The sequence below is a fragment of the Janthinobacterium sp. SUN073 genome (genome assembly GCF_030397665.1).
GTDB lineage: Bacteria > Pseudomonadota > Gammaproteobacteria > Burkholderiales > Burkholderiaceae_D > Janthinobacterium.
On record NZ_JAPUBT010000002.1, the window covers coordinates 262,939 to 281,950 of the forward strand.

At 62.0% G+C, this 19,012-nt stretch carries 19 protein-coding genes; 11 read left to right on the forward strand and 8 right to left on the reverse strand.

Translation table 11 applies throughout. From position 1 onward, the window contains the following. Nucleotides 1-17: 17 nt before the first annotated feature. The 3 genes from O0882_RS09110 (at nt 18) to O0882_RS09120 (ending at nt 3,570) form a co-directional block, all read left to right on the forward strand. Nucleotides 18-953, forward strand: a complete 936-nt coding sequence (locus O0882_RS09110) for an ABC transporter substrate-binding protein (RefSeq protein ID WP_096235540.1) — start codon at nt 18-20, stop codon at nt 951-953. An 83-nt stretch (nt 954-1,036) separates the two neighbouring features. Continuing rightward, nucleotides 1,037-2,536 carry a sugar ABC transporter ATP-binding protein gene (locus tag O0882_RS09115; protein WP_289947209.1) on the forward strand — a complete coding sequence of 500 codons (1,500 nt, stop codon included), beginning with the start codon at nt 1,037-1,039 and terminating at the stop codon, nt 2,534-2,536. A 26-nt stretch (nt 2,537-2,562) separates the two neighbouring features. After that, complete coding sequence (locus tag O0882_RS09120) at nt 2,563-3,570, forward strand: ribose ABC transporter permease (protein WP_289947211.1); 1,008 nt, start codon at nt 2,563-2,565, stop codon at nt 3,568-3,570. Between the two features lie 72 nt (nt 3,571-3,642). On the opposite strand, the gene O0882_RS09125 is transcribed toward O0882_RS09120, so the two are convergent. The 4 genes from O0882_RS09125 to O0882_RS09140 form a co-directional block, all read right to left on the reverse strand. Beyond that, nucleotides 3,643-4,068, reverse strand: a complete 426-nt coding sequence (locus tag O0882_RS09125) for a GNAT family N-acetyltransferase (protein WP_289947212.1) — start codon at nt 4,066-4,068, stop codon at nt 3,643-3,645. 60 nt (nt 4,069-4,128) lie between these two features. Beyond that, the gene (locus O0882_RS09130) at nt 4,129-5,124 is read right to left on the reverse strand and encodes an NADP-dependent oxidoreductase (protein ID WP_289947213.1); all 996 of its coding nucleotides are present in this window, start codon (nt 5,122-5,124) and stop codon (nt 4,129-4,131) included. A 101-nt stretch (nt 5,125-5,225) separates the two neighbouring features. Beyond that, nucleotides 5,226-5,528, reverse strand: a complete 303-nt coding sequence (locus tag O0882_RS09135) for a Dabb family protein (protein ID WP_289947214.1) — start codon at nt 5,526-5,528, stop codon at nt 5,226-5,228. 128 nt (nt 5,529-5,656) lie between these two features. Continuing rightward, complete coding sequence (locus tag O0882_RS09140) at nt 5,657-6,835, reverse strand: acetyl-CoA C-acyltransferase (protein WP_289947216.1); 1,179 nt, start codon at nt 6,833-6,835, stop codon at nt 5,657-5,659. 243 nt (nt 6,836-7,078) lie between these two features. On the opposite strand from O0882_RS09140, the gene O0882_RS09145 reads away from it, so the two are divergent. Then, nucleotides 7,079-8,779: an MFS transporter gene (locus tag O0882_RS09145; protein ID WP_289947220.1), complete on the forward strand. Its 1,701-nt coding sequence runs from the start codon at nt 7,079-7,081 to the stop codon at nt 8,777-8,779. Between the two features lie 97 nt (nt 8,780-8,876). Here the strand turns inward: O0882_RS09145 and O0882_RS09150 are convergent, their stop codons facing one another. Together O0882_RS09150 and O0882_RS09155 are read right to left on the reverse strand one after the other, a co-directional pair. Next, nucleotides 8,877-9,077 carry a hypothetical protein gene (locus tag O0882_RS09150; RefSeq protein WP_289947222.1) on the reverse strand — a complete coding sequence of 67 codons (201 nt, stop codon included), beginning with the start codon at nt 9,075-9,077 and terminating at the stop codon, nt 8,877-8,879. Between the two features lie 127 nt (nt 9,078-9,204). Then, nucleotides 9,205-10,128, reverse strand: coding sequence for a LysR family transcriptional regulator (locus tag O0882_RS09155; protein WP_289947223.1), 924 nt, complete (start codon nt 10,126-10,128; stop codon nt 9,205-9,207). A 111-nt stretch (nt 10,129-10,239) separates the two neighbouring features. Between O0882_RS09155 and O0882_RS09160 the strand changes: the two genes are divergently transcribed. The 3 genes from O0882_RS09160 to O0882_RS09170 all read left to right on the forward strand — a co-directional run bounded on the left by O0882_RS09160 (nt 10,240) and on the right by O0882_RS09170 (nt 11,935). Continuing rightward, nucleotides 10,240-10,479, forward strand: a complete 240-nt coding sequence (locus tag O0882_RS09160) for a DUF2798 domain-containing protein (protein ID WP_289947225.1) — start codon at nt 10,240-10,242, stop codon at nt 10,477-10,479. 95 nt (nt 10,480-10,574) lie between these two features. Further along, complete coding sequence (locus O0882_RS09165) at nt 10,575-10,979, forward strand: VOC family protein (protein WP_207781011.1); 405 nt, start codon at nt 10,575-10,577, stop codon at nt 10,977-10,979. Nucleotides 10,980-11,086: 107 nt separating this feature from the next. Next, on the forward strand, nt 11,087-11,935 hold the full coding sequence (locus O0882_RS09170) for an alpha/beta fold hydrolase (RefSeq protein WP_289947230.1): 849 nt from the start codon (nt 11,087-11,089) through the stop codon (nt 11,933-11,935). Nucleotides 11,936-11,980: 45 nt separating this feature from the next. Here the strand turns inward: O0882_RS09170 and O0882_RS09175 are convergent, their stop codons facing one another. Then, nucleotides 11,981-14,068: a 3-hydroxyacyl-CoA dehydrogenase NAD-binding domain-containing protein gene (locus O0882_RS09175; protein ID WP_289947231.1), complete on the reverse strand. Its 2,088-nt coding sequence runs from the start codon at nt 14,066-14,068 to the stop codon at nt 11,981-11,983. Nucleotides 14,069-14,239: 171 nt separating this feature from the next. Next, nucleotides 14,240-15,892: a 3-(methylthio)propionyl-CoA ligase gene (locus O0882_RS09180; protein ID WP_289947233.1), complete on the reverse strand. Its 1,653-nt coding sequence runs from the start codon at nt 15,890-15,892 to the stop codon at nt 14,240-14,242. A gap of 213 nt (nt 15,893-16,105) precedes the next feature. On the opposite strand from O0882_RS09180, the gene O0882_RS09185 reads away from it, so the two are divergent. The 4 genes from O0882_RS09185 to O0882_RS09200 all read left to right on the forward strand — a co-directional run bounded on the left by O0882_RS09185 (nt 16,106) and on the right by O0882_RS09200 (nt 19,008). Next, a complete protein-coding gene (locus O0882_RS09185; RefSeq protein WP_289947235.1) occupies nt 16,106-17,584 on the forward strand; it encodes a protein adenylyltransferase SelO in 1,479 nt (492 codons plus the stop codon). A gap of 9 nt (nt 17,585-17,593) precedes the next feature. Continuing rightward, on the forward strand, nt 17,594-17,995 hold the full coding sequence (msrB, locus tag O0882_RS09190; protein ID WP_289947238.1) for a peptide-methionine (R)-S-oxide reductase MsrB: 402 nt from the start codon (nt 17,594-17,596) through the stop codon (nt 17,993-17,995). A gap of 84 nt (nt 17,996-18,079) precedes the next feature. After that, nucleotides 18,080-18,709 carry a septation protein A gene (locus O0882_RS09195; protein ID WP_046682773.1) on the forward strand — a complete coding sequence of 210 codons (630 nt, stop codon included), beginning with the start codon at nt 18,080-18,082 and terminating at the stop codon, nt 18,707-18,709. Then, a complete protein-coding gene (locus O0882_RS09200; protein ID WP_289947242.1) occupies nt 18,706-19,008 on the forward strand; it encodes a BolA family protein in 303 nt (100 codons plus the stop codon). The genes O0882_RS09195 and O0882_RS09200 overlap by 4 nt, the downstream gene beginning before the upstream one ends. The last annotated feature ends 4 nt before the right edge of the window (nt 19,009-19,012 follow it).

Here is a 19,012-nt window from a genome sequence, read left to right on the forward strand (position 1 = left end):
AACCCTTGGAGATCCTCATGAAAAAAGTCATTACCGCCACCCTGCTGCTGTCCGCCGCCTGCGGCGCCTTTGCCGCCGACAAGCCATTGAAATCGATCGGCGTGAGCGTGGGCGACCTGGCCAACCCCTTCTTCGTGGCGATTGGCCGCGGCGCGGAAGAAAGTGCGAAAAAGCTCGGCGGCCCGGGCGTGAAAGTCACCACGGTGTCGAGCAAGTATGACCTGAACACCCAGGTGGACCAGATCGAAAACTTCATCGCCAACAAGACCGACATCATCATCCTGAACGCCGTCGATTCCAAGGGCATCGCACCGGCCATCAAGAAAGCGCGCAATGCGGGCGTGGTCGTGATCGCCGTCGACGTGGGTGCCGTGGGCGCCTCGGCCACCGTGATGTCCGACAACACCATGGCGGGCGACGTGTCGTGCGCCTACCTGGCCAAGCAGATCGGCGGCAAGGGCAATGTGGTGATCCTCAACGGCCCGCCGGTCACGTCCGTGATCGACCGCGTCAACGGCTGCAAGAAAACCCTGGCCGCGTTCAAGGATATCAAGATCCTGTCCGACAACCAGAACGCGGGCGGCAGCCGCGACGGCGGCATGACCGTGATGTCGAACTTGCTGACGGCCTATCCGAAGATCGACGCCGTATTCGCCATCAATGACCCGACGGGCATCGGCGCCGAACTGGCGATCAAGCAATCGAAGCGCACGGATGTCAAACTGATCACGGCCGTCGATGGCGCGCCCGATGGCCAGAACGCCCTGAAAAACAAGGCCGGCCTGTTTGCCGCCACCTCGGCACAAAACCCGTACCGCATGGCCACCGACGCCGTGCAGATGGGCTACGACATCATGAACGGCCGCACACCGAAACAGACCATGGTGCTGTTGCCGACGCCGGCCATCACCAAGGAAAACGTCGCCACCTACACTGGCTGGGTAAAGAACTGATCTGCCTGACCTGAACCACGTGTTGCCCTCCCCGGCCCCGGCCCAAGGGCGGGCAACAGTTTCAAAAGCAAGGAAGGACAGTCATGAGCGACGATATTATTTTTGAAATGCGCGGCATCGAGAAGCGCTTCGGTGCCACGCGCGCGCTGCGCGGCGTGCACCTGACGGTGCGCAGCGGTGAAATCCATGCCGTGATGGGCGAGAATGGCGCCGGCAAGAGCACCCTGATGAAGATTTTATCAGGCGTGTACACGCCGGACGCGGGCGAGATCATCCTCGACGGCAAGCCGATCAAGATCCGCAACCCGGGCGAGGCACGCGCGCTGGGCATCAACCTGATTTACCAGGAACTGAGCGTGGCCAAGAACATGACGGTGGCGCAGAACGTCTTCATGGGCAGCGAACCACAGGGACCGTTCTGGACCGTCAAGGGCGGCGAAATGCGCGCGCGCACGAATGCCATCCTGGCCGACCTCGGTTCCCGCTTTGACGCGGACACCATGGTGTCGACCCTGTCAATCGCCGAGCAGCAGCAGGTGGAAATCGCCCGTGCCCTCGTGCACGAAAGCCGCATCCTGATCATGGACGAGCCCACTGCCGCCCTGTCCGACCGGGAAACCGAACAATTGTTCCGCATCATCGAAGAACAGCGCGACAAGGGCCTGGCCGTGCTGTACATCAGCCACCGCATGGCCGAGGTGGAGCGCCTGGCGCGCCGCATCACGGTGCTGCGCGACGGCGCCTATGTAGGCGAACTGGGCAAGGACGAACTGGATCAAAAGAAAGTCGTGCAAATGATGGTGGGCCGCCCCGCCGACGACTTTTATTCACACCAGCGGCGCACCACGCGGGGCGCCGAGCGCCTGCGCGTGGAAAACGTGGGCGGCGGCAAGGTCAAGCCCGCCTCGTTCAGCCTGCATGCGGGCGAAGTGACGGGACTAGCCGGCCTGGTCGGCGCGGGCCGCACGGAACTGGCGCGGTTGATCTTTGGCGCCGACAAGAAGCAATCGGGGCAAGTGTGGCTCGACGGCCAGGAAGTACACATCAAGCAACCGCTGGCAGCCATCCGCCACGGCATCGGCTACCTGCCGGAAGACCGCAAGAGCCTGGGCCTGTTCATGCAATTGTCGGCCATGGAAAACATGTCGATGAATATCCTGTCCAGGCACTCCACGGCAGGCGTGGTCAACCGTGGCGCCCTGACGCAGCTCACGCGCGAGGCGATCAGCAACCTGAACGTCAAGGTCTCGGGGCCGGACGGCATCGTGGGGGGATTGTCCGGCGGCAACCAGCAGAAAGTCTTGCTGGCGCGCTGGCTGGCCATTGCACCGAAAGTGCTGATCCTCGACGAACCGACACGGGGCGTGGACGTGGGCGCGAAGAGCGAAATTTACAAGATCATCCACCAGCTGGCGGACGCGGGCACGGCCGTGCTGTGCATTTCCAGCGAACTGGCCGAGCTGGTCGGCATTTGCGACCGCGTGATGGTGATGTGCGAAGGACGCCTGACGGGCGAAGTGACGGGCGACGACATTACGCAGGAAAACATTCTCGCCTATGCCACGCAGCTGGAAGCGGCATAAGAATAATCAACAGGAGATAGCAAATCATGACAACTACCACCAGCGGCGCCACGCGCGCCGGCGAACCCTTCAATGCCTCGAACCTGATGCGCCGCCTGGGCATGCTGCCCGTGCTGGTGGTGCTCTACCTGGCCATGTACGGCCTGACCGTGTATTTCTCGGCCGATGGCACGTCGACCTTCATGACCAGCAACAACACCATGAACATCTTCCGCCAGGTGTCGATCAATATCGTGCTGGCGTCCGGCATGACCTTCGTCATTCTCACCAGTGGCATCGATTTATCGGTCGGCTCCGTGCTGGCCGTCTCGGCCGTGGCAGGCATGCTGATGTCCTTGTCGGCGCAGTTCGCCGGCTTTTCGATCCCCACGTTTTTGATCGTCGGCTTGCTGCTGGGCGCGCTCAATGGCGTGCTGGTGGCCCTCGTCGGCCTGAACCCCTTCGTCGTCACCCTGGGCACCATGACGGCCCTGCGCGGTGCGGCCTATCTGCTGGCCGACGGCACCAGCGTGCTGAACACGGAAATCCCCAGCTTCGAATGGATGGGCAACGGCAGCTTCCTGGCCGTGCCCTGGCTGATCTGGCTGGCGGCGGCCGTCGTCGTGCTGACGTGGTTTATCCTGCGCAAGACGACCCTGGGCCTGCATATCTACGCCGTCGGCGGCAATATCCAGGCGGCGCGCTTGACGGGCATCAAGGTCGGCCTCGTCTTGATGTTTGTCTACACGATCAGCGGCCTGTTCGCCGGCCTGGGCGGCGCCATGTCGGCCAGCCGTTTGTATGCGGCCAACGGCAACTGGGGTACCGGTTATGAACTCGATGCCATCGCGGCCGTCGTGCTGGGCGGCACCAGCCTGATGGGCGGCGTGGGTTCCGTCTGGGGCACCGTCATCGGCGCCCTGATCATCGGCGTGATGAACAATGGCTTGACAATTCTGGGCCTGTCGTCGTTCTGGCAGTATGTGGCGAAGGGTGTCGTGATCGTGCTGGCCGTGATCCTGGATAAATGGCGCCAGTCGCACGCGCAGAATTAAACCCTTAACCCATGAACTGCCGGGGTCGGACCCTGTAGGGTCCGACCCCAGTCCTTGCTCCTGGGTTAACGCTTAAAACACCAGCCGCATCTCCACATGCGCAATCCCCGCCTCTTCAAATTGTTCTCCCTGCTGCACGAAACCGTGGCGCGCATAGAATGGCGCGGCCACGGTTTGCGCGTTCAGCACCACCGCTGCATCGCCCCGTTCGCGCGCCTTGTCCATCAGCAAGGTCAGGATGGCACCGCCCACGCCCGTGCCGCGGCCCGGCTGGCGCACGGCCATGCGACCAATATGGCCGTCCGGCAATAATCGGCCCGTGCCGATGGCCTTGCCCGCGTCGTCATAGGCGACGGCGTGCAGGCAGACGGCGTCCATGTCGTCGAGTTCGATCTCGGCCGGCACTTTCTGTTCATCGACGAAAACTTCAAAACGGATGGCGGTGGCGTCGGGGCCCAGGGTGGCCCAGTCGCCGAGGCGGATGGTGTGCTTGGTCATGATGTAATGGAGAAAGAGACAGGCCGTTATTGTCGCACGGCCCGCCTTTCCACAGAGAGATCAGCTGAGCTTGACCAACTGCTTGCCGAAGTTGCGGCCTTTCAACAGGCCGATGAACGCTTCCGGTGCGTTGGCCAGGCCGTCGGCCACGGATTCGCGGAATTTCAGCTTGCCCGTCGCCACCAGGGTACCCAGTTCCGCCAGGCCTTGCGGCCAGAATTCCGGCTGCTCCGAGACGATGAAGCCACGCACGGTGAGGCGGTTGGTGAGGATCAGGCGCGCGTTGTCGAGCGGCGTCGGTTCGCCGTTGTAGCCGGCGATCCAGCCGCACACGGCCACGCGACCAAACGGATTGGTGCGCGCCAGGGCCGCATCGAAGATGGCGCCGCCCACGTTTTCATAGATGGCGTCGATGCCGTCCGGCGTCGCCGCCGCCAGGTCGGCCTCCAGATTGCCCGCCTTGTAGTCGACGCAGGCATCGAAACCCAGTTCCTTGACGACATACGCGCATTTTTCTGCCCCGCCGGCGATACCGACCACCCTGCAGCCTTTCAGTTTCGCCAACTGGCCCACCACGCTGCCCACGGCGCCGCTGGCCGCCGACACCACCACGGTTTCGCCCGCTTTCGGCGCCATGATCTGGTTCAAGCCATACCAGGCTGTCATGCCCGGCATGCCGACGGCACCCAGGTAGGCCGAGGCGGGAATATGCGTCGTGTCGACCTTGCGCAGCATGGTGCCATCCGATACGGCCACTTCCGTCCAGCCCAGGGTCCCCACGACGGTGTCGCCCACGACAAACTTCGGATGCTTCGATTCCAGCACCACGCCCACCGTGCCACCGATCATGGTTTCATCGAGCGCTTGCGGCGCCGCATAGCTTTTATTGGCGCTCATGCGCCCGCGCATGTAGGGATCGAGCGACAGGTACTGGTTGCGCACCAGCAATTCGCCATCCTTGATGGCGGGAATGTCTTTCGTTTCCAGACGGAAGTTATCTGGCTGCACTTCGGCTGTCGGGCGCGAGGCGAGGACGATGCATTGGTAGGTGCTCATGAATGCTCCTTGTTGGACGAACAATCTAAACCCTAGAGCAAAGACCGGGGTCAGACCCTCAGGGTCTGACCCCAGCCCTTCGCTTTGGGGTTAACGGGTTTTCAAATCTCGTAGTCCATGCACTGCCGCGCCTCCCGCACGGCCCCAAAAAACGGCTTGATTTTCACGTGCTCGGGATGGTTCTGGTAGGCGTCGAGCGCAGCGCGGCTGGCGAACTCGCTGTACAGGACGATGTCGTAGGTCGCTTCCAGGCCAGGCTGGGCCACGGCCGCTTCGAATTTCAATATGCCGGGGACCAGGTCCGAACAGGAATCGAGCAAGGCTTTCAGTTTCAAGGCGTTCGTGGCGCGGTCGGCGCCCTCGGCGTGGTCTAACAGTTTCCAGAAAACGATGTGCTTGATCATGGTGGCAGGCTAGGTTGTTTATCAATGAAGCATTACTGTAACCGCTATCGGCGCGCCTTGCAGGAACAGGGCAGGCAATGCAAGCGGGCGGCCCTGGAAGCCGCCCGCAGACTGGGTTCAAGCAAACATCACAGCACTTCGAACAGGCCAGCCGCGCCTTGGCCGCCGCCGATGCACATGGTCACCACCACGTATTTGACGCCACGGCGCTTGCCTTCGATCAGGGCGTGACCCGTCAGGCGCGCGCCCGACACGCCGTACGGATGGCCCACGGCAATCGCGCCGCCGTTCACATTCAGGCGCTCCATGGGAATGCCCAGGGTGTCGGCGCAATACAGCACTTGCACGGCAAATGCCTCGTTGAGTTCCCACAGGCCGATGTCGGCGACAGTCAAGCCCGCCTTTTTCAGCAGTTTCGGAATCGCGTAGACGGGGCCGATGCCCATTTCATCGGGTTCGCAGCCGGCCACAGCGAAGCCGCGGAAGATGCCCAGCGGCTGCAATCCTTTTGCTTCCGCCACTTTCGCATTCATGACGATGGCCATCGAAGCGCCGTCGGAAAACTGGCTGGCATTGCCGGCGCTGATGACGCCGCCCGGCATGGCCGGACGGATCTTGGCTACGCCTTCGTAGGTGGTATCAAAGCGGATGCCTTCGTCGCTGGAGATCGTCACTTCGCGCGACACCAGCATGCCGCTGGCCTTGTCGGCCACGCCCATGATGGTCGTCATCGGCACGATTTCCGCGTCGAACAGGCCGGCCGCCTGGGCGCTTGCTGCACGCTGCTGGCTTTGCGCGCCATACACATCCTGGCGCTCGCGCGAAATCTGGTAGCGCTTGGCCACGGTTTCGGCCGTCTGCAGCATGGGCCAGTACACTTCCGGCTTGTGCTGCTGCAGCCAGACATCGCGGTACATATGTGTATTCATTTCATTTTGCACGCAGGAAATCGATTCCACGCCGCCCGCCGCGTAAATATCGCCTTCGCCGGCGATGATGCGCTGCGCCGCCAGGGCGATGGCCTGCAAGCCCGAGGAACAAAAGCGGTTGACGGTCATGCCGGCCGTCGTGACGGGGCAGCCGCCGCGCAAGGCCACCTGGCGCGCGATGTTGCCGCCCGTGGCGCCTTCGGGGAAGGCGCAACCGACCAGCACGTCTTCCACTTCCTCCGCCTCGATGCGCGCGCGCTCGATGGCAGCGGCCAGCACGTGGCCGCCCAGGGTGGCGCCGTGCGTCATGTTGAACGCGCCTTTCCAGGACTTGGCCAGGCCCGTGCGGGCGGTCGATACGATGACGGCTTCATTCATGCTGTGTCTCCTTGTGGGAATGTTATGTGGTCAATGATGGGTCATTCATGCTGTCTCGGAAGCAGAATAGCACATTTAAGTACGGTCGTTCGCAAAGTTGTGACGGATGGTAATTTGTAAGCTTGGCGTAAGTTTCAAGCAAGCATGACGTAAGGTTCGAAGAACACACTCGCCCCAAGCTGTTGCAAGAATGGTCAAAAAGACCTCGGCACCAGTTCACTATAAAACATAGGGAGACAAACCATGGCATCACCATCCGGCTCGGCCGACGTACGGAAATTTTCCACCAAGGGAACGCCGATTACACCCGAGGAACGCAAGGTCATCTTTGCGTCATCCTTGGGCACGGTCTTTGAATGGTACGATTTTTACCTGTACGGTTCGCTCGCATCCATCATCGCCAAGCAATTCTTCATCGGCGACCCCACCACCACCTTCATCTTCGCGCTGCTGGCCTTTGCCGCCGGCTTCATCGTGCGTCCGTTCGGCGCGCTGGTCTTTGGCCGCCTGGGCGACATGATCGGCCGCAAGTACACCTTCCTGATCACGATTTTGATCATGGGCGGCTCTACCTTCATCGTCGGCTTGTTGCCGGGCCATGCCTCCATCGGCATCGCCGCACCGATCATCCTCGTCATCCTGCGCATCCTGCAAGGCCTGGCGCTGGGCGGCGAATACGGCGGCGCAGCCACCTATGTGGCCGAGCACGCACCTGAAGGCAAGCGCGGCGCATTTACGGCGTGGATACAGACGACGGCAACCCTGGGCTTCTTCCTGTCGCTGATGGTCATCCTGGGCACCCGCCTGGCCACGGGTGAAAAAGAGTTCGAAGCCTGGGGCTGGCGCGTGCCTTTCCTCGTCTCCGTCATCCTGCTGGGTATTTCCGTGTGGATCCGCCTGGCCATGAATGAATCGCCTGCATTTGCCAAGATGAAGGCCGAGGGCAAGACCTCGAAAGCGCCGCTGACGGAAGCGTTCGGCAAGTGGAAGAACCTGAAGATCGTCATCCTGGCCCTGGTCGGCCTGACCGCCGGCCAGGCCGTCGTGTGGTACACGGGCCAGTTCTACGCCCTGTTCTTCATGATCCAGACCCTGAAAGTGGACCTGGCAACGGCCAACGTGCTGGTCGCCATCGCCCTGCTGCTGGCCACGCCGTTCTTCCTGTTCTTCGGCAGCCTGTCCGACCGCATCGGCCGCAAGTACATCATCCTCGGCGGCTGCCTGATCGCTGCCCTGACTTACTTCCCCATCTTCAGCGGCCTGACCCACTTCGCCAATCCGCAGCTGGAAGCGGCACTGAAGAACTCGCCAGTGGTGGTGGTGGCCGATCCCGCATCGTGCCACTTCCAGTTCAACCTGACGGGCCAGAAGAAATTCCCGTCCTCGTGCGACATCGCCACGGCTTTCCTGTCGAACAGCTCGGTGAACTACACGAAGGAAGACGCACCGGCCGGCAGCGTGGCCAAGGTACGCATCGGCACCAAGGAATTGACCTCGTTTAACGCCGTCATGACGGCCGACGGCTTGAATTTCGACGCGGACAGCAAAGCCAAGGAAGCGGCGTTCAAGAAAGAAATCGGCGCCGGCGTCAAGGAAGCGGGCTACCCGGCCAAGGCCGACCCTGACCAGATCAACAAGCCGATGGTAGTCTTGCTGCTGTTCATCCTGGTGCTGTATGTGACCATGGTGTATGGCCCGATCGCTGCCATGCTGGTGGAAATGTTCCCGACGCGTATACGTTACACCTCGATGTCCCTGCCCTACCATATCGGTAACGGCTGGTTCGGCGGCTTGCTGCCGACCACGGCCTTCGCGCTGGTGGCCTTCAAGGGCGACATCTATTACGGCCTGTGGTACCCGATCGTCATCGCCCTGGCGACGGTGGTCATCGGCACCCTGTTCGTCAAGGAAACCAAGGATAACAATATCTACGCCGACGATTGATACGGCGCCAGCCCCGGCCGCAATGCCGGGGCCCGCAATGCAAAACGCCGCTGACTGGTCAGCGGCGTTTTTTTATGTGGCGTATATGGCGGCAGGCTTACTTGTCGTTTTTCTTTTTCAGCTGGTCGCGCTGCTGCACGTATTCCTGGTAGCTGGTCTGGTTGCGCTTGCGGCAGGCATTGCGGTCGTCGAAATTGTTCAGGCTATTGCAATACTCACCGATCTTGTCCCGGTTCGCGTCATACAAGACTTCGCAGCCGGTCATGGCCAGCAAGAAGGGAACGATCAGATATTTCATTGCTACTCTCATGGATAGGGACGAAATTGCGCGAAAAAACACCATATTGCCCACTGGATAAGCGAGCAAGCTTTATCTTAACGCGATCCTGACGGAAAGTACAAGCGCTCGGTATTAGTGGAAGAGATCAGGGCAGTGCGGCGCCCTGCCCGTCCAACGCGTCGTTCAACAGCGGATTGCCGGCCGCAAACGCCGCCAGGTGTTCCAGCAGCACGCGCACACGGGCCGGCAGGTAGCGCCGCTGCGTCCAGACGGCATACACATGGCGCGGCTGCGGCATCCAGTCGGGCAGCACGCGCACCAGCGAACCACGCGCCACTTCGTCGCGGCATTGCAAGAGCGGACACAGCAAAATGCCGATGCCCGCGTCCGCCATCTCCACGGCCAGGCGCATTTCATTGACGCGCAGGCGCGCCTGCGGCTCGATCACCATTTCGGCGCCGTCGCCGGGCCGCCGCAAGCGCCAGCTGCGCAGCGGTTCGGCCACGATCAGCTCGTGCCTTTCCAATTCCTGCAAGTCGCGCGGCACGCCGGCGCGCGCCAGGTAGGCGGGCGCGGCCACCATTACCAGCGCGGCGCTGCCCAGCCGGCGCTGCATCAGCGAGGAATCGTCGAGCGCGCCCACGCGGATGGCCAGGTCGGCGCCGCTGCCCACCAGGTCTTGCAGCAGGTTCGACAGTTCCAGCTCCAGGCGGATGTCCGGATACTGCTGCATGAAGCTGACCCAGGCTGGCGTCAGCAAGCCGCTGGCGAAGTTCACGGGCGCCAGCACGCGGATGCTGCCCGAGACGGCCGACAGGCTGGCGTCGAGCTGCTGCGTCGCTTGCCGCAAGGCGTGTACCAGGGGACGGCACTGCTCGTAGTATTGCCAGCCTTCCGCCGTCGGCTGCAAGCGGCGCGCGCTGCGGTTGAGCAAGCGGTAGCCCAGCTGGCTTTCCAGCTTTTGCAGCCGGCGCGTGACGGTAGCGGCGGGCAAGTCTTCCTTGACGGCCGCCGCATGCAGGCTGCCCGCCTCCACGATGGCGACAAACAGGGCTAGATCATCGAGCATGATTCGTCGAACATGATTGCATTTTCGGAATTTGAAATTAAAAATATGGCTCTAGTATAGATTGCTGCAAGTCGTTACGCTGGCATCTTTCCACTATTTTGAAAGCACGCCATGTCCGATGCCCTGCGCCTGCGCTGCACGTTCGCCTTCCTGATGTCGCTGGTGATGACCCTGCTGATGAGCGCCTGGGTCACCTGGCTCAATATCGGCCTGCAGGCGGACTTCCTGCCCCGCTGGCGCCATGCGTTTTTTGCCGCCTGGCCCGTGGCCTTCTGCGCCGTGATGCTGTTCGCGCCGCGCGTGCAGCTGATGAGCCGCAGTATCGTGGCCCGGCTCGCCAGCCAGCCTTAACCGGCAGTCGTCCGCCGCCTGTATCACTCGGTTACTTCGGCCCACGGCCGTCCTGATCCGGGCTATGCTATGGCCGTCCTTGTTTTTACAGTGGAATGCCCATGCTCGATCACGTTTCCCTTACCGTTGCCGACCTGGAGCGCGCCGAGCGCTTCTACGATGCCATCTTCGCCGCGCTGGGCGTGCCCAAGGTGGGCAGCGACCATGCCCATGCGTGGATAGGCTACGGCGAGCGCAGCGATGCCGAGCACCCCGAACGCAGCTATTTTTCCGTGCGCCTGGGCCCCAGGCCCGACGACGCGCCACGCCGCCACTGCTGCTTCAAGGCCGCCTCCCGCGCGGCCGTGGAAGCGTTCTGGCATGCGGGTCTAGCGCATGGCGGCATCGACCTGGGTGCGCCCGGCCTGCGCCACTATCACGCCAGCTATTACGCGGCCTTCCTGTTCGATCCGGACGGCAACCGCATCGAAGCCGTCTGCCATCGCGCCGACGCTGGCTGACAGCACGGGAAATCCGCCTCTGTTCGGCGTTTCCACTTCCCTGCGATTTGCCTATAATGGCTGGCACGCCATACCGGTCCCCGTTCCGAGCACCAAGAAGGAAATTCATGCATCATCTATTCGTCGGCCGCCCCGCGCGCACCATGCTCCTCTCCAGCGCCGGCTTGCTGCTGGCCGGCTGTTTTTCCGGCTGCTCCCTGCTGCCGTCGTCGCCGGCCACGCCAGGCGTGCCCGCCACGGCCGCCCTGCCCGACGCCAGCATCGCCTATGCCTTGAGTGGCCAGGGCGGCTTGCCCGTGGTATTTCAGTCAGCCATGGGTGACGGCAAGGATGTGTGGGCCAAGGTGGTGCCCGAAGTGGCCAAACAGCACCGCGTGCTCGTCTACGACCGTCCCGGCTATGGCGACAGCAAGAAAACCACCACGCCGCGCGACCCGTGCACCATTGCCGCCCAGCAGCGCGCCCTGCTGGCGCAAGCGGGCCTGAAACCGCCGTATGTGCTGGTGGGCCACGGTTTGGGCGGGCTGTACCAGTATGTGTATGCCAGGCTGTACCCGCAGGACGTGGCCGGCCTGGTCTTGCTCGACCCCACGCACCCGCAGCAATGGAACCGCATGCAAACGGATGCGTCCACCTACGCCATGCTCGTGAAGACGCGGCGCAAACTCATGTTCAACAGTACGGAATCGGCCGAATTCGATGCCCAGACGCAATGCCTGCAGCACGTCGACATGGCCAGTCCCCTGCGCGTGCCCGCCATGCTGCTGGTGCGCGACAAGTTCGGCATCGAGGAAATGGGCTCGTTTGAGAACGTGGTGCGGGCCCAGGAAAAGGATTGGCAGCGCCTGTCCGGCGCGCCAGCCATCGAGCGCATCACGGGCGCCGGCTACTACATCCAGAAAGACAACCCCGTCATCGTCAACGAGGCGGTCAAGATGGTGGCAAAGAAGAAATAAAAAAAGGGCAGAGAAATCTGCCCTTTGCTTTTCAGCAGTCCGTCATCAGCTATTGAAACCCTTGCCTTCGCCCGCCAGTTTCACCAGCAGCGGCGCCGGCGTCCACGCTTCGCCGTGGCGGCCTTTCTCGTAGCCGGCAATCGTATCGAGCACGTTCGGCAAGCCCACCGTGTCCGCATAGAACATGGGGCCGCCGCGGAACAGAGGGAAGCCGTATCCCGTCAGATACACCATGTCGATGTCCGAGGCGCGCAGGGCGATGCCCTCTTCCAGGATGCGCGCGCCTTCATTGACCAGCGCATACACGAGGCGTTCGACGATTTCCTGGTCGCTGATTTTGCGCCGCGCCACGCCGATGTCCTGCGAATGCTGCACAACCATAGCGTTGACCTGCTCCGACGGATACGCCTTGCGGTCGCCCGGCTTGTAGTCATACCAGCCGGCGCCCGTCTTCTGGCCGTAGCGACCCAATTCGCACAGCAAATCGGCCGTCTTTGAATACGTCACTTCCGGTTTTTCCACGTAGCGGCGCTTGCGGATGGCCCAGCCGATGTCGTTGCCGGCCAGGTCGCCCATGCGGAACGGGCCCATGGCGAAGCCGAATTTCTCCACCGCCTTGTCGACTTGCTCCGGCAAGCAGCCTTCTTCCAGCAGGAAACCGGCTTGCCGGCTGTATTGCTCGATCATGCGGTTGCCGATGAAACCGTCGCACACGCCCGAGACGACGCCCGTCTTCTTCAGTTTTTTCGACAGCGCCAGCGCCGTGGCCAGCACATCCTTGCCCGTTTCCTTGCCACGGACGATTTCCAGCAGTTTCATGACGTTCGCGGGGCTGAAGAAATGCGTACCGATCACGTCTTGCGGGCGCTGGGTGAACGCGGCGATCTTGTCCAGGTCCAACGTGGACGTGTTCGAGGCGAGGATGGCGCCCGGCTTCATGACGGCGTCGAGCTGCCTGAACACGGTCTCCTTGACGCCCAGTTCTTCGAAGACGGCTTCGATGACGATGTCGGCTTGCGCGATGTCGGCATACGCCAGCGTGCCGCTGACCAGGGCGATGCGCTGCTCGGCCTTCTCTTGCGTGAGCTTGCCCTTTTTCACCGTGTTCTCGTAATTCTTGCGGATGGTGGCCAGGCCCTTGTCCAGCGCTTCCTGCTTTGTTTCCAGCAGCATCACGGGAATGCCCGCGTTGGCAAAGTTCATGGCGATACCGCCGCCCATGGTGCCGGCGCCCACGATGGCCGCGCTGGCGATGCTGCGCACGGGCGTGTCGGCCGGCACGTCGGGCACCTTGCTGGCGATCCTCTCGGCAAAGAAGGCATGGCGCAAGGCTTTCGACTCGGGCGACTGCACCAGCTGCATGAACAGTTCGCGCTCGTACTTCAAGCCATCGTCGAATTTCATCGTCACGGCGGCCGCCACGGCATCGACGCATTTCAGCGGTGCGGGGAACGGGCCGGACATGGCTTTGACGGTATTGCGCGAAAACTGCAGGAACGCTTCGTGGTTCGGGTAATCGACCTTGCGTTCGCGCACTTTCGGCAGCGGGCGCACATCGGCCACTTTCGTGGCGAAGGCCACGGCGGCTTGCAACAAGTCGGCGCCGGGGGCGATGACTTCGTCGAACAGGGCCGTGCCGGCCAGTTTCTCGGACGCCACGGGCGTGCCCGAGACGATCATGTTGAGGGCCATTTCCAGGCCCAGCACGCGCGGCAGGCGCTGCGTGCCGCCCGCGCCCGGCAAGATGCCGAGCTTGACTTCCGGCAAGGCCATCTGCGCGCCCGGCGCGGCCACGCGGTAGTTGCAGCCCAGCGCCAGCTCCAGGCCGCCGCCCATGCAGACGCTGTGGATGGCCGCCACCACCGGCTTGGTCGATTGCTCGACGACGTTGATCAGGGTGTGCAGGGTCGGTTCCGTGAGCGCCTTGGGCGAATTGAATTCCTTGATATCGGCGCCGCCCGAAAAGGCCTTGCCGGCGCCCGTGATGACGATGGCTTTGACGGCCTCGTCCGCCAGCGCCTGGCGGATGCCCGCCACGGCGGCCGTGCGCGTAGCCAGGCCCAGTCCATTGACGGGCGGATTGGCGAGGGTAATGACGGCAACAGCGCCGTTCACTTGATATTCAGCACTCATGTCTCTTCCTTACTGGTGTATTGGTGTTTACTTGGCGATGAGGTGGTTGCAAGGGATGAAGCTTCACTATACCGCATAAAAGAACGCTCGTATTATTTTTGTCGCGGCGCGCGCAGCGCCGGGGCCGACCATCATGGTATAACAGCGCTCCCTCCTTGCGCGCCGCCTCGATTACATGCCGGGCAGTTGGTGGCCCTTGAACTGCTCGCGCAACTTGTTCTTCTGGATCTTGCCCGTGGCGCCCATGGGCAAGGCGTCGATGAACAGCACGTCGTCCGGCGTCCACCACTTGGCGATCTTGCCCTCGAAGAACTGCAACAAAACCTCGCGCGTGACCGCCATGCCGGGGCGCAACACCACCACCAGCACGGGCCGTTCATCCCATTTCGGGTGGAACACGCCGATGCAGGCGGCCTGCAGCACGGCCGGATGGGCCATGGCCAGGTTTTCCAGGTCGATGGTGCCGATCCACTCGCCACCCGACTTGATCACATCCTTGCTGCGGTCCGTGATCTGCATGTAGCCATCGGCATCGATGGTGGCCACGTCGCCCGTGGGGAACCAGCCATCCTGCAGCACGTCGCCGCCCTCGTTCTTGTAGTACGACGAGATGATCCACGGCCCTTTCACCAGCAAATGGCCGTAACTGATGCCATCCCACGGCAATTCCTTGCCGTCGTCATCGACGATCTTCATGTCCACGCCGTAGATCGCATGGCCCTGCTTTTGCAGGATCTTGCGCTGTTCGTCCTTCGGCAAGTCCAGATGCTTGGTCTGCAAGCCGCCCGCCGTGCCCAGCGGCGACATTTCCGTCATGCCCCAGGCGTGGATGACTTCGATGTCGAACTTGTCGATCAGGGTATCCATCATGGCCGGCGGGCACGCGGCACCGCCGATCACCGTGCGGCGGAAGCTGGAAAATTTCAAGTCATTCTGCAGCGCATGGTTCAGCAAACCCAGCCAGACGGTGGGTACGCCGGCCGAGAACGTCACTTTTTCCGCCTCGAACAATTCATACAGCGACTTGCCATCGAGCGCCGCGCCGGGAAAGACCATGCGCGCGCCGGACAGGGGCACGGAATACGGCAAGCCCCAGGCATTCACGTGAAACATGGGCACCACGGGCAGCACGGTATCGGAAGCGCGCACGTTCAGGCCGCTGGGCATGGCCGAGGCATACGCGTGCAGCACGGTCGAGCGGTGCGAATACAGGGCGCCCTTCGGGTTGCCCGTCGTGCCGGACGTATAGCACAGGGTGGCGGCCGCATTCTCGTCGAACAGGGGCCACGTGTAATCGTCGGAATGCGTGGCGATCAAGTCTTCATAGCACAGCAGGTCGGGGATGCTGCTGCTGGCGGGCATCCGCTCGCGGTCGCACATCAGCACGAAATGACGCACAAAGGTGCAGTCGGCGGCGATCTTTTCCACCACGGGCAAGAAGGTCAGGTCGAACAGCAGTACCTGGTCTTCGGCATGGTTCGAGATATAGGCGATCTGGTCGGGAAACAGGCGCGGATTGATGGTGTGCAGCACGGCACCAGAGCCGGACACGGCATAATAGGCTTCCAGGTGGCGATAGCCATTCCAGGCCAGCGTGGCGACCCGGTCGCCCATGCCGACACCGAGGCCATGCAAGGCATTGGCCAGACGGCGCGCGCGCTGATGGCAATCGCGGTAGGTGTAGCGGTGCATATCGCCCTCCACCCGCCGCGAAATGATTTCGCTGCCTGCATAATGACGCGCTGCAAACTCGATAATGCTGGAAATCAGCAGGGGCTGATTCATCATCTGGCCCATCACTGGACTCAAGGGAAATGCCGACATCGTGTCTCCTGGGGTGGCTACTCGGTTATTGTAGGAATTTAAAGATTTTCCCTAGTTTCGTACGGTCGTGCGGAAATCGTCAACGCATTTCGATATTGCATTGCAGCATGGAATTTTTGATTCCGTTTTTTGCGGTGCCGGCGTCCGGTACGGACCTTCGCGCCGTGCGGTAAAATCGTGTTCCAGCCTGGCGCACCTTGCCGGCGCATCTACTTGAATGGAATCGCCATCACCGCTCATACCTTACCACTGGACAATGCCTTTGCGGCCTTGCCGCCCGCGTTCTATACGCGGCTGATGCCCACGCCCTTGCCCGCGCCCTACTTCGTCGCCGCCAGCGCGCCGGCGGCAAGCCTGATCGGCCTCGATGCCGCGCGCCTGGCGCAAGCCGATTATGTGGAGCTGCTGATCGGCAATACCGTCGCCGAGCGCTCGCTGCCCCTGTCGGCCGTGTATTCGGGCCACCAGTTCGGCGTCTGGGCCGGCCAGCTGGGCGATGGGCGCGCCATCCTGCTGGGCGATATCGCCACCGAACACGGCCCGATGGAGCTGCAGCTGAAAGGCGCCGGCGCCACGCCGTATTCGCGCATGGGCGACGGACGCGCCGTGCTGCGCTCGTCCATCCGCGAATTCCTGTGCTCGGAAGCCATGGCCGCGCTGGGCATTCCCACCTCGCGCGCGCTGTCCATCATGGGTTCGCAGCAAGGCATCATGCGCGAAACGGTGGAAACGGCGGCTGTCGTCACGCGCATGGCGCACAGTTTCGTGCGCTTCGGCTCCTTCGAGCACTGGTTTTACCGCAAGAAGCCGGACGAGTTGAAAATCCTCGCCGATTACGTCATCGACGGCTTTTATCCCCATTTGCGCGCCGCATCAAATCCGTATCAAGCCTTGCTGGCCGAGGTGTGCGTGCGCACGGCGCACATGATCGCGCAATGGCAAGCCGTGGGCTTCATGCATGGCGTGATGAACACGGACAATATGTCGATCCTGGGCCTGACGCTCGATTACGGCCCGTTCGGCTTCATGGAAGCGTTCGATACCGAGCACATCTGCAACCATACGGACCAGCAGGGCCGCTATTCCTACGCCAATCAGCCACAAGTGGGCCACTGGAATTGCTATGCGCTGGGCCAGGCGCTGCTGCCGCTGATCGGCGAAGTGGAACTGGCGCAGGCGGCGCTGGACAGCTACCAACCCGCCTTTGCGGAGAAGATGAATGCCTTGCTGCGCGCCAAGCTGGGCTTGCAGACGAGCCAGGACGACGATACGGCGCTGTTCGACAGCATGTTTGCGCTGATGCAAGCCAATCACGTGGATTTCACCAACTTCTTCCGCGCCCTGGCGACACTGCAGGTGGCCGCCCCCGAGCACGACACGGCGCTGCGCGACCTGTTCATCGACCGCCCCGCCTTCGATGCCTGGGCCGTCACGTACCGCGCGCGCCTGTTGCAAGAGCATAGCGTCGATGCCGAACGGCAAGCGGCCATGAACGGCGTCAACCCGAAATACGTGCTGCGCAACTACCTGGCGCAAGTGGCCATCGAAAAAGCCCAGCAGCAGGACTACACGGAAGTGGCGAAATTGCTGGAAATATTGCAAAAGCCATTTGACGAACAGCCCGAACACCAGCACTATGCGGCCCTGCCGCCCGACTGGGCCAGCCACCTTGAAGTCAGTTGCTCATCCTGAGGTACTACCATGACCACGAATAAAGTCAAGAAAACCGACGCCGAATGGCGCGCCATGCTCGATTCCATGCAATACGAAGTCACGCGCCATGCGGCCACGGAACGGGCCTTCACGGGCAAGTTCTGGGACCACCATGCACATGGCATCTACACCTGCGTCTGCTGCAACACGCCCTTATTTGCCTCGGACACGAAGTTCGATTCCGGCTGCGGCTGGCCCAGCTATTTCCAGGCCCTGGACCCGGAGAATGTGACGGAGATTGTCGACCGTACCCACGGCATGCTGCGCACGGAAATCGTCTGCGCCGTCTGCGACGCCCACCTGGGCCACGTCTTCCCGGACGGCCCGCCGCCGACCGGCTTGCGCTATTGCATCAACTCGGCATCGTTGCGCTTCGATCCGCAGCCTTGAGACGCCAGTATGGCCTGGGAGCGCCACGGTTGCTCCTAAGCCATTCCTAAGATGATTTTAATAAGACCAGTGTAAAGTCTCGCCATGAAATTTCTATTCGACCTATTCCCCCTGATCGCCTTCTTCGCCGCCTTCAAACTGGGCGGCATGTATGAAGCGGCCACGCACGATTTCGTGCAGCAATATTTGTCCGGCTTCGTGTCTGGCGGCCTGATCAAGGCTGACCAGGCGCCATGGATACTCGCCACCCTCGTCGGCATCGTCGCCACCGCCTGCCAGGTCAGCTATCTGCTGCTGCGCGGGCGCAAGGTGGACGGCATGCTGTGGCTGTCGCTGTTCATCTTTGTCGTGTTCGGCGGCGCCAGCATTTATCTGCATGACGATTTCTTCCTGAAATGGAAGCCGACCCTGATCTACTGGCTGTCCGGCCTGGCCCTGCTGATCGCCCATGTGGGCTTCAAGAAAAACCTGATCCGCAAGACCATGGAAGCGCAAGTGCAATTGCCTGATGCCGTCTGGAACCAGTTGCTGGCGGCATGGATCATTTTCTTTGGCGCCATCGGCGCGCTCAATTTGTTCGTCGCCTTCGTGCTGTACAAGGGCGACATGGCCGCCTGGGTCAGTTTTAAAGCGTTTGGCGCGACGGGCATCTTCTTTGCCTTCATCGTGGCGCAAACCCTGTTCCTCGCCAAACATATCAAGGAAGACGCATGATGAATACCACCACCGAGAATACTTCGCCGGAGACGCGCATGCAGCGCATTCGTACCCGCCTGGAAACGGCACTTTCACCTCTGGAATGCGTGCTGGAAGACGACTCGGCGCGCCACCGGGGCCATGCGGGCGCCGCCTCGGGCGGAGGTCATTACAATCTACGCATTATTTCTAGTCAATTTGAGGGGCTCAGGCTCGTCATGCGCCATCGACTGGTGTATGATTCCGTGCACGATATGATGCATAATGAGATACATGCATTGGCGATTGTGGCCCTGGCGCCGTCCGAAGTAGTGTAAGGAT

What these genes read in the sequence shown, in the direction of transcription:
- O0882_RS09200 (WP_289947242.1), top strand. Translation starts at nt 18,706, where the DNA reads ATGATGAATACCACCACCGAGAATACTTCGCCGGAGACGCGCATGCAG.
- msrB (WP_289947238.1), top strand. Translation starts at nt 17,594, where the DNA reads ATGACCACGAATAAAGTCAAGAAAACCGACGCCGAATGGCGCGCCATG.
- O0882_RS09120 (WP_289947211.1), top strand. Translation starts at nt 2,563, where the DNA reads ATGACAACTACCACCAGCGGCGCCACGCGCGCCGGCGAACCCTTCAAT.
- O0882_RS09160 (WP_289947225.1), top strand. Translation starts at nt 10,240, where the DNA reads ATGTCCGATGCCCTGCGCCTGCGCTGCACGTTCGCCTTCCTGATGTCG.
- O0882_RS09140 (WP_289947216.1), bottom strand. Translation starts at nt 6,835, where the DNA reads ATGAATGAAGCCGTCATCGTATCGACCGCCCGCACGGGCCTGGCCAAG.
- O0882_RS09115 (WP_289947209.1), top strand. Translation starts at nt 1,037, where the DNA reads ATGAGCGACGATATTATTTTTGAAATGCGCGGCATCGAGAAGCGCTTC.
- O0882_RS09155 (WP_289947223.1), bottom strand. Translation starts at nt 10,128, where the DNA reads ATGCTCGATGATCTAGCCCTGTTTGTCGCCATCGTGGAGGCGGGCAGC.
- O0882_RS09125 (WP_289947212.1), bottom strand. Translation starts at nt 4,068, where the DNA reads ATGACCAAGCACACCATCCGCCTCGGCGACTGGGCCACCCTGGGCCCC.
- O0882_RS09170 (WP_289947230.1), top strand. Translation starts at nt 11,087, where the DNA reads ATGCATCATCTATTCGTCGGCCGCCCCGCGCGCACCATGCTCCTCTCC.
- O0882_RS09130 (WP_289947213.1), bottom strand. Translation starts at nt 5,124, where the DNA reads ATGAGCACCTACCAATGCATCGTCCTCGCCTCGCGCCCGACAGCCGAA.
- O0882_RS09145 (WP_289947220.1), top strand. Translation starts at nt 7,079, where the DNA reads ATGGCATCACCATCCGGCTCGGCCGACGTACGGAAATTTTCCACCAAG.
- O0882_RS09175 (WP_289947231.1), bottom strand. Translation starts at nt 14,068, where the DNA reads ATGAGTGCTGAATATCAAGTGAACGGCGCTGTTGCCGTCATTACCCTC.
- O0882_RS09165 (WP_207781011.1), top strand. Translation starts at nt 10,575, where the DNA reads ATGCCCATGCTCGATCACGTTTCCCTTACCGTTGCCGACCTGGAGCGC.
- O0882_RS09195 (WP_046682773.1), top strand. Translation starts at nt 18,080, where the DNA reads ATGAAATTTCTATTCGACCTATTCCCCCTGATCGCCTTCTTCGCCGCC.
- O0882_RS09110 (WP_096235540.1), top strand. Translation starts at nt 18, where the DNA reads ATGAAAAAAGTCATTACCGCCACCCTGCTGCTGTCCGCCGCCTGCGGC.
- O0882_RS09135 (WP_289947214.1), bottom strand. Translation starts at nt 5,528, where the DNA reads ATGATCAAGCACATCGTTTTCTGGAAACTGTTAGACCACGCCGAGGGC.
- O0882_RS09150 (WP_289947222.1), bottom strand. Translation starts at nt 9,077, where the DNA reads ATGAAATATCTGATCGTTCCCTTCTTGCTGGCCATGACCGGCTGCGAA.
- O0882_RS09180 (WP_289947233.1), bottom strand. Translation starts at nt 15,892, where the DNA reads ATGTCGGCATTTCCCTTGAGTCCAGTGATGGGCCAGATGATGAATCAG.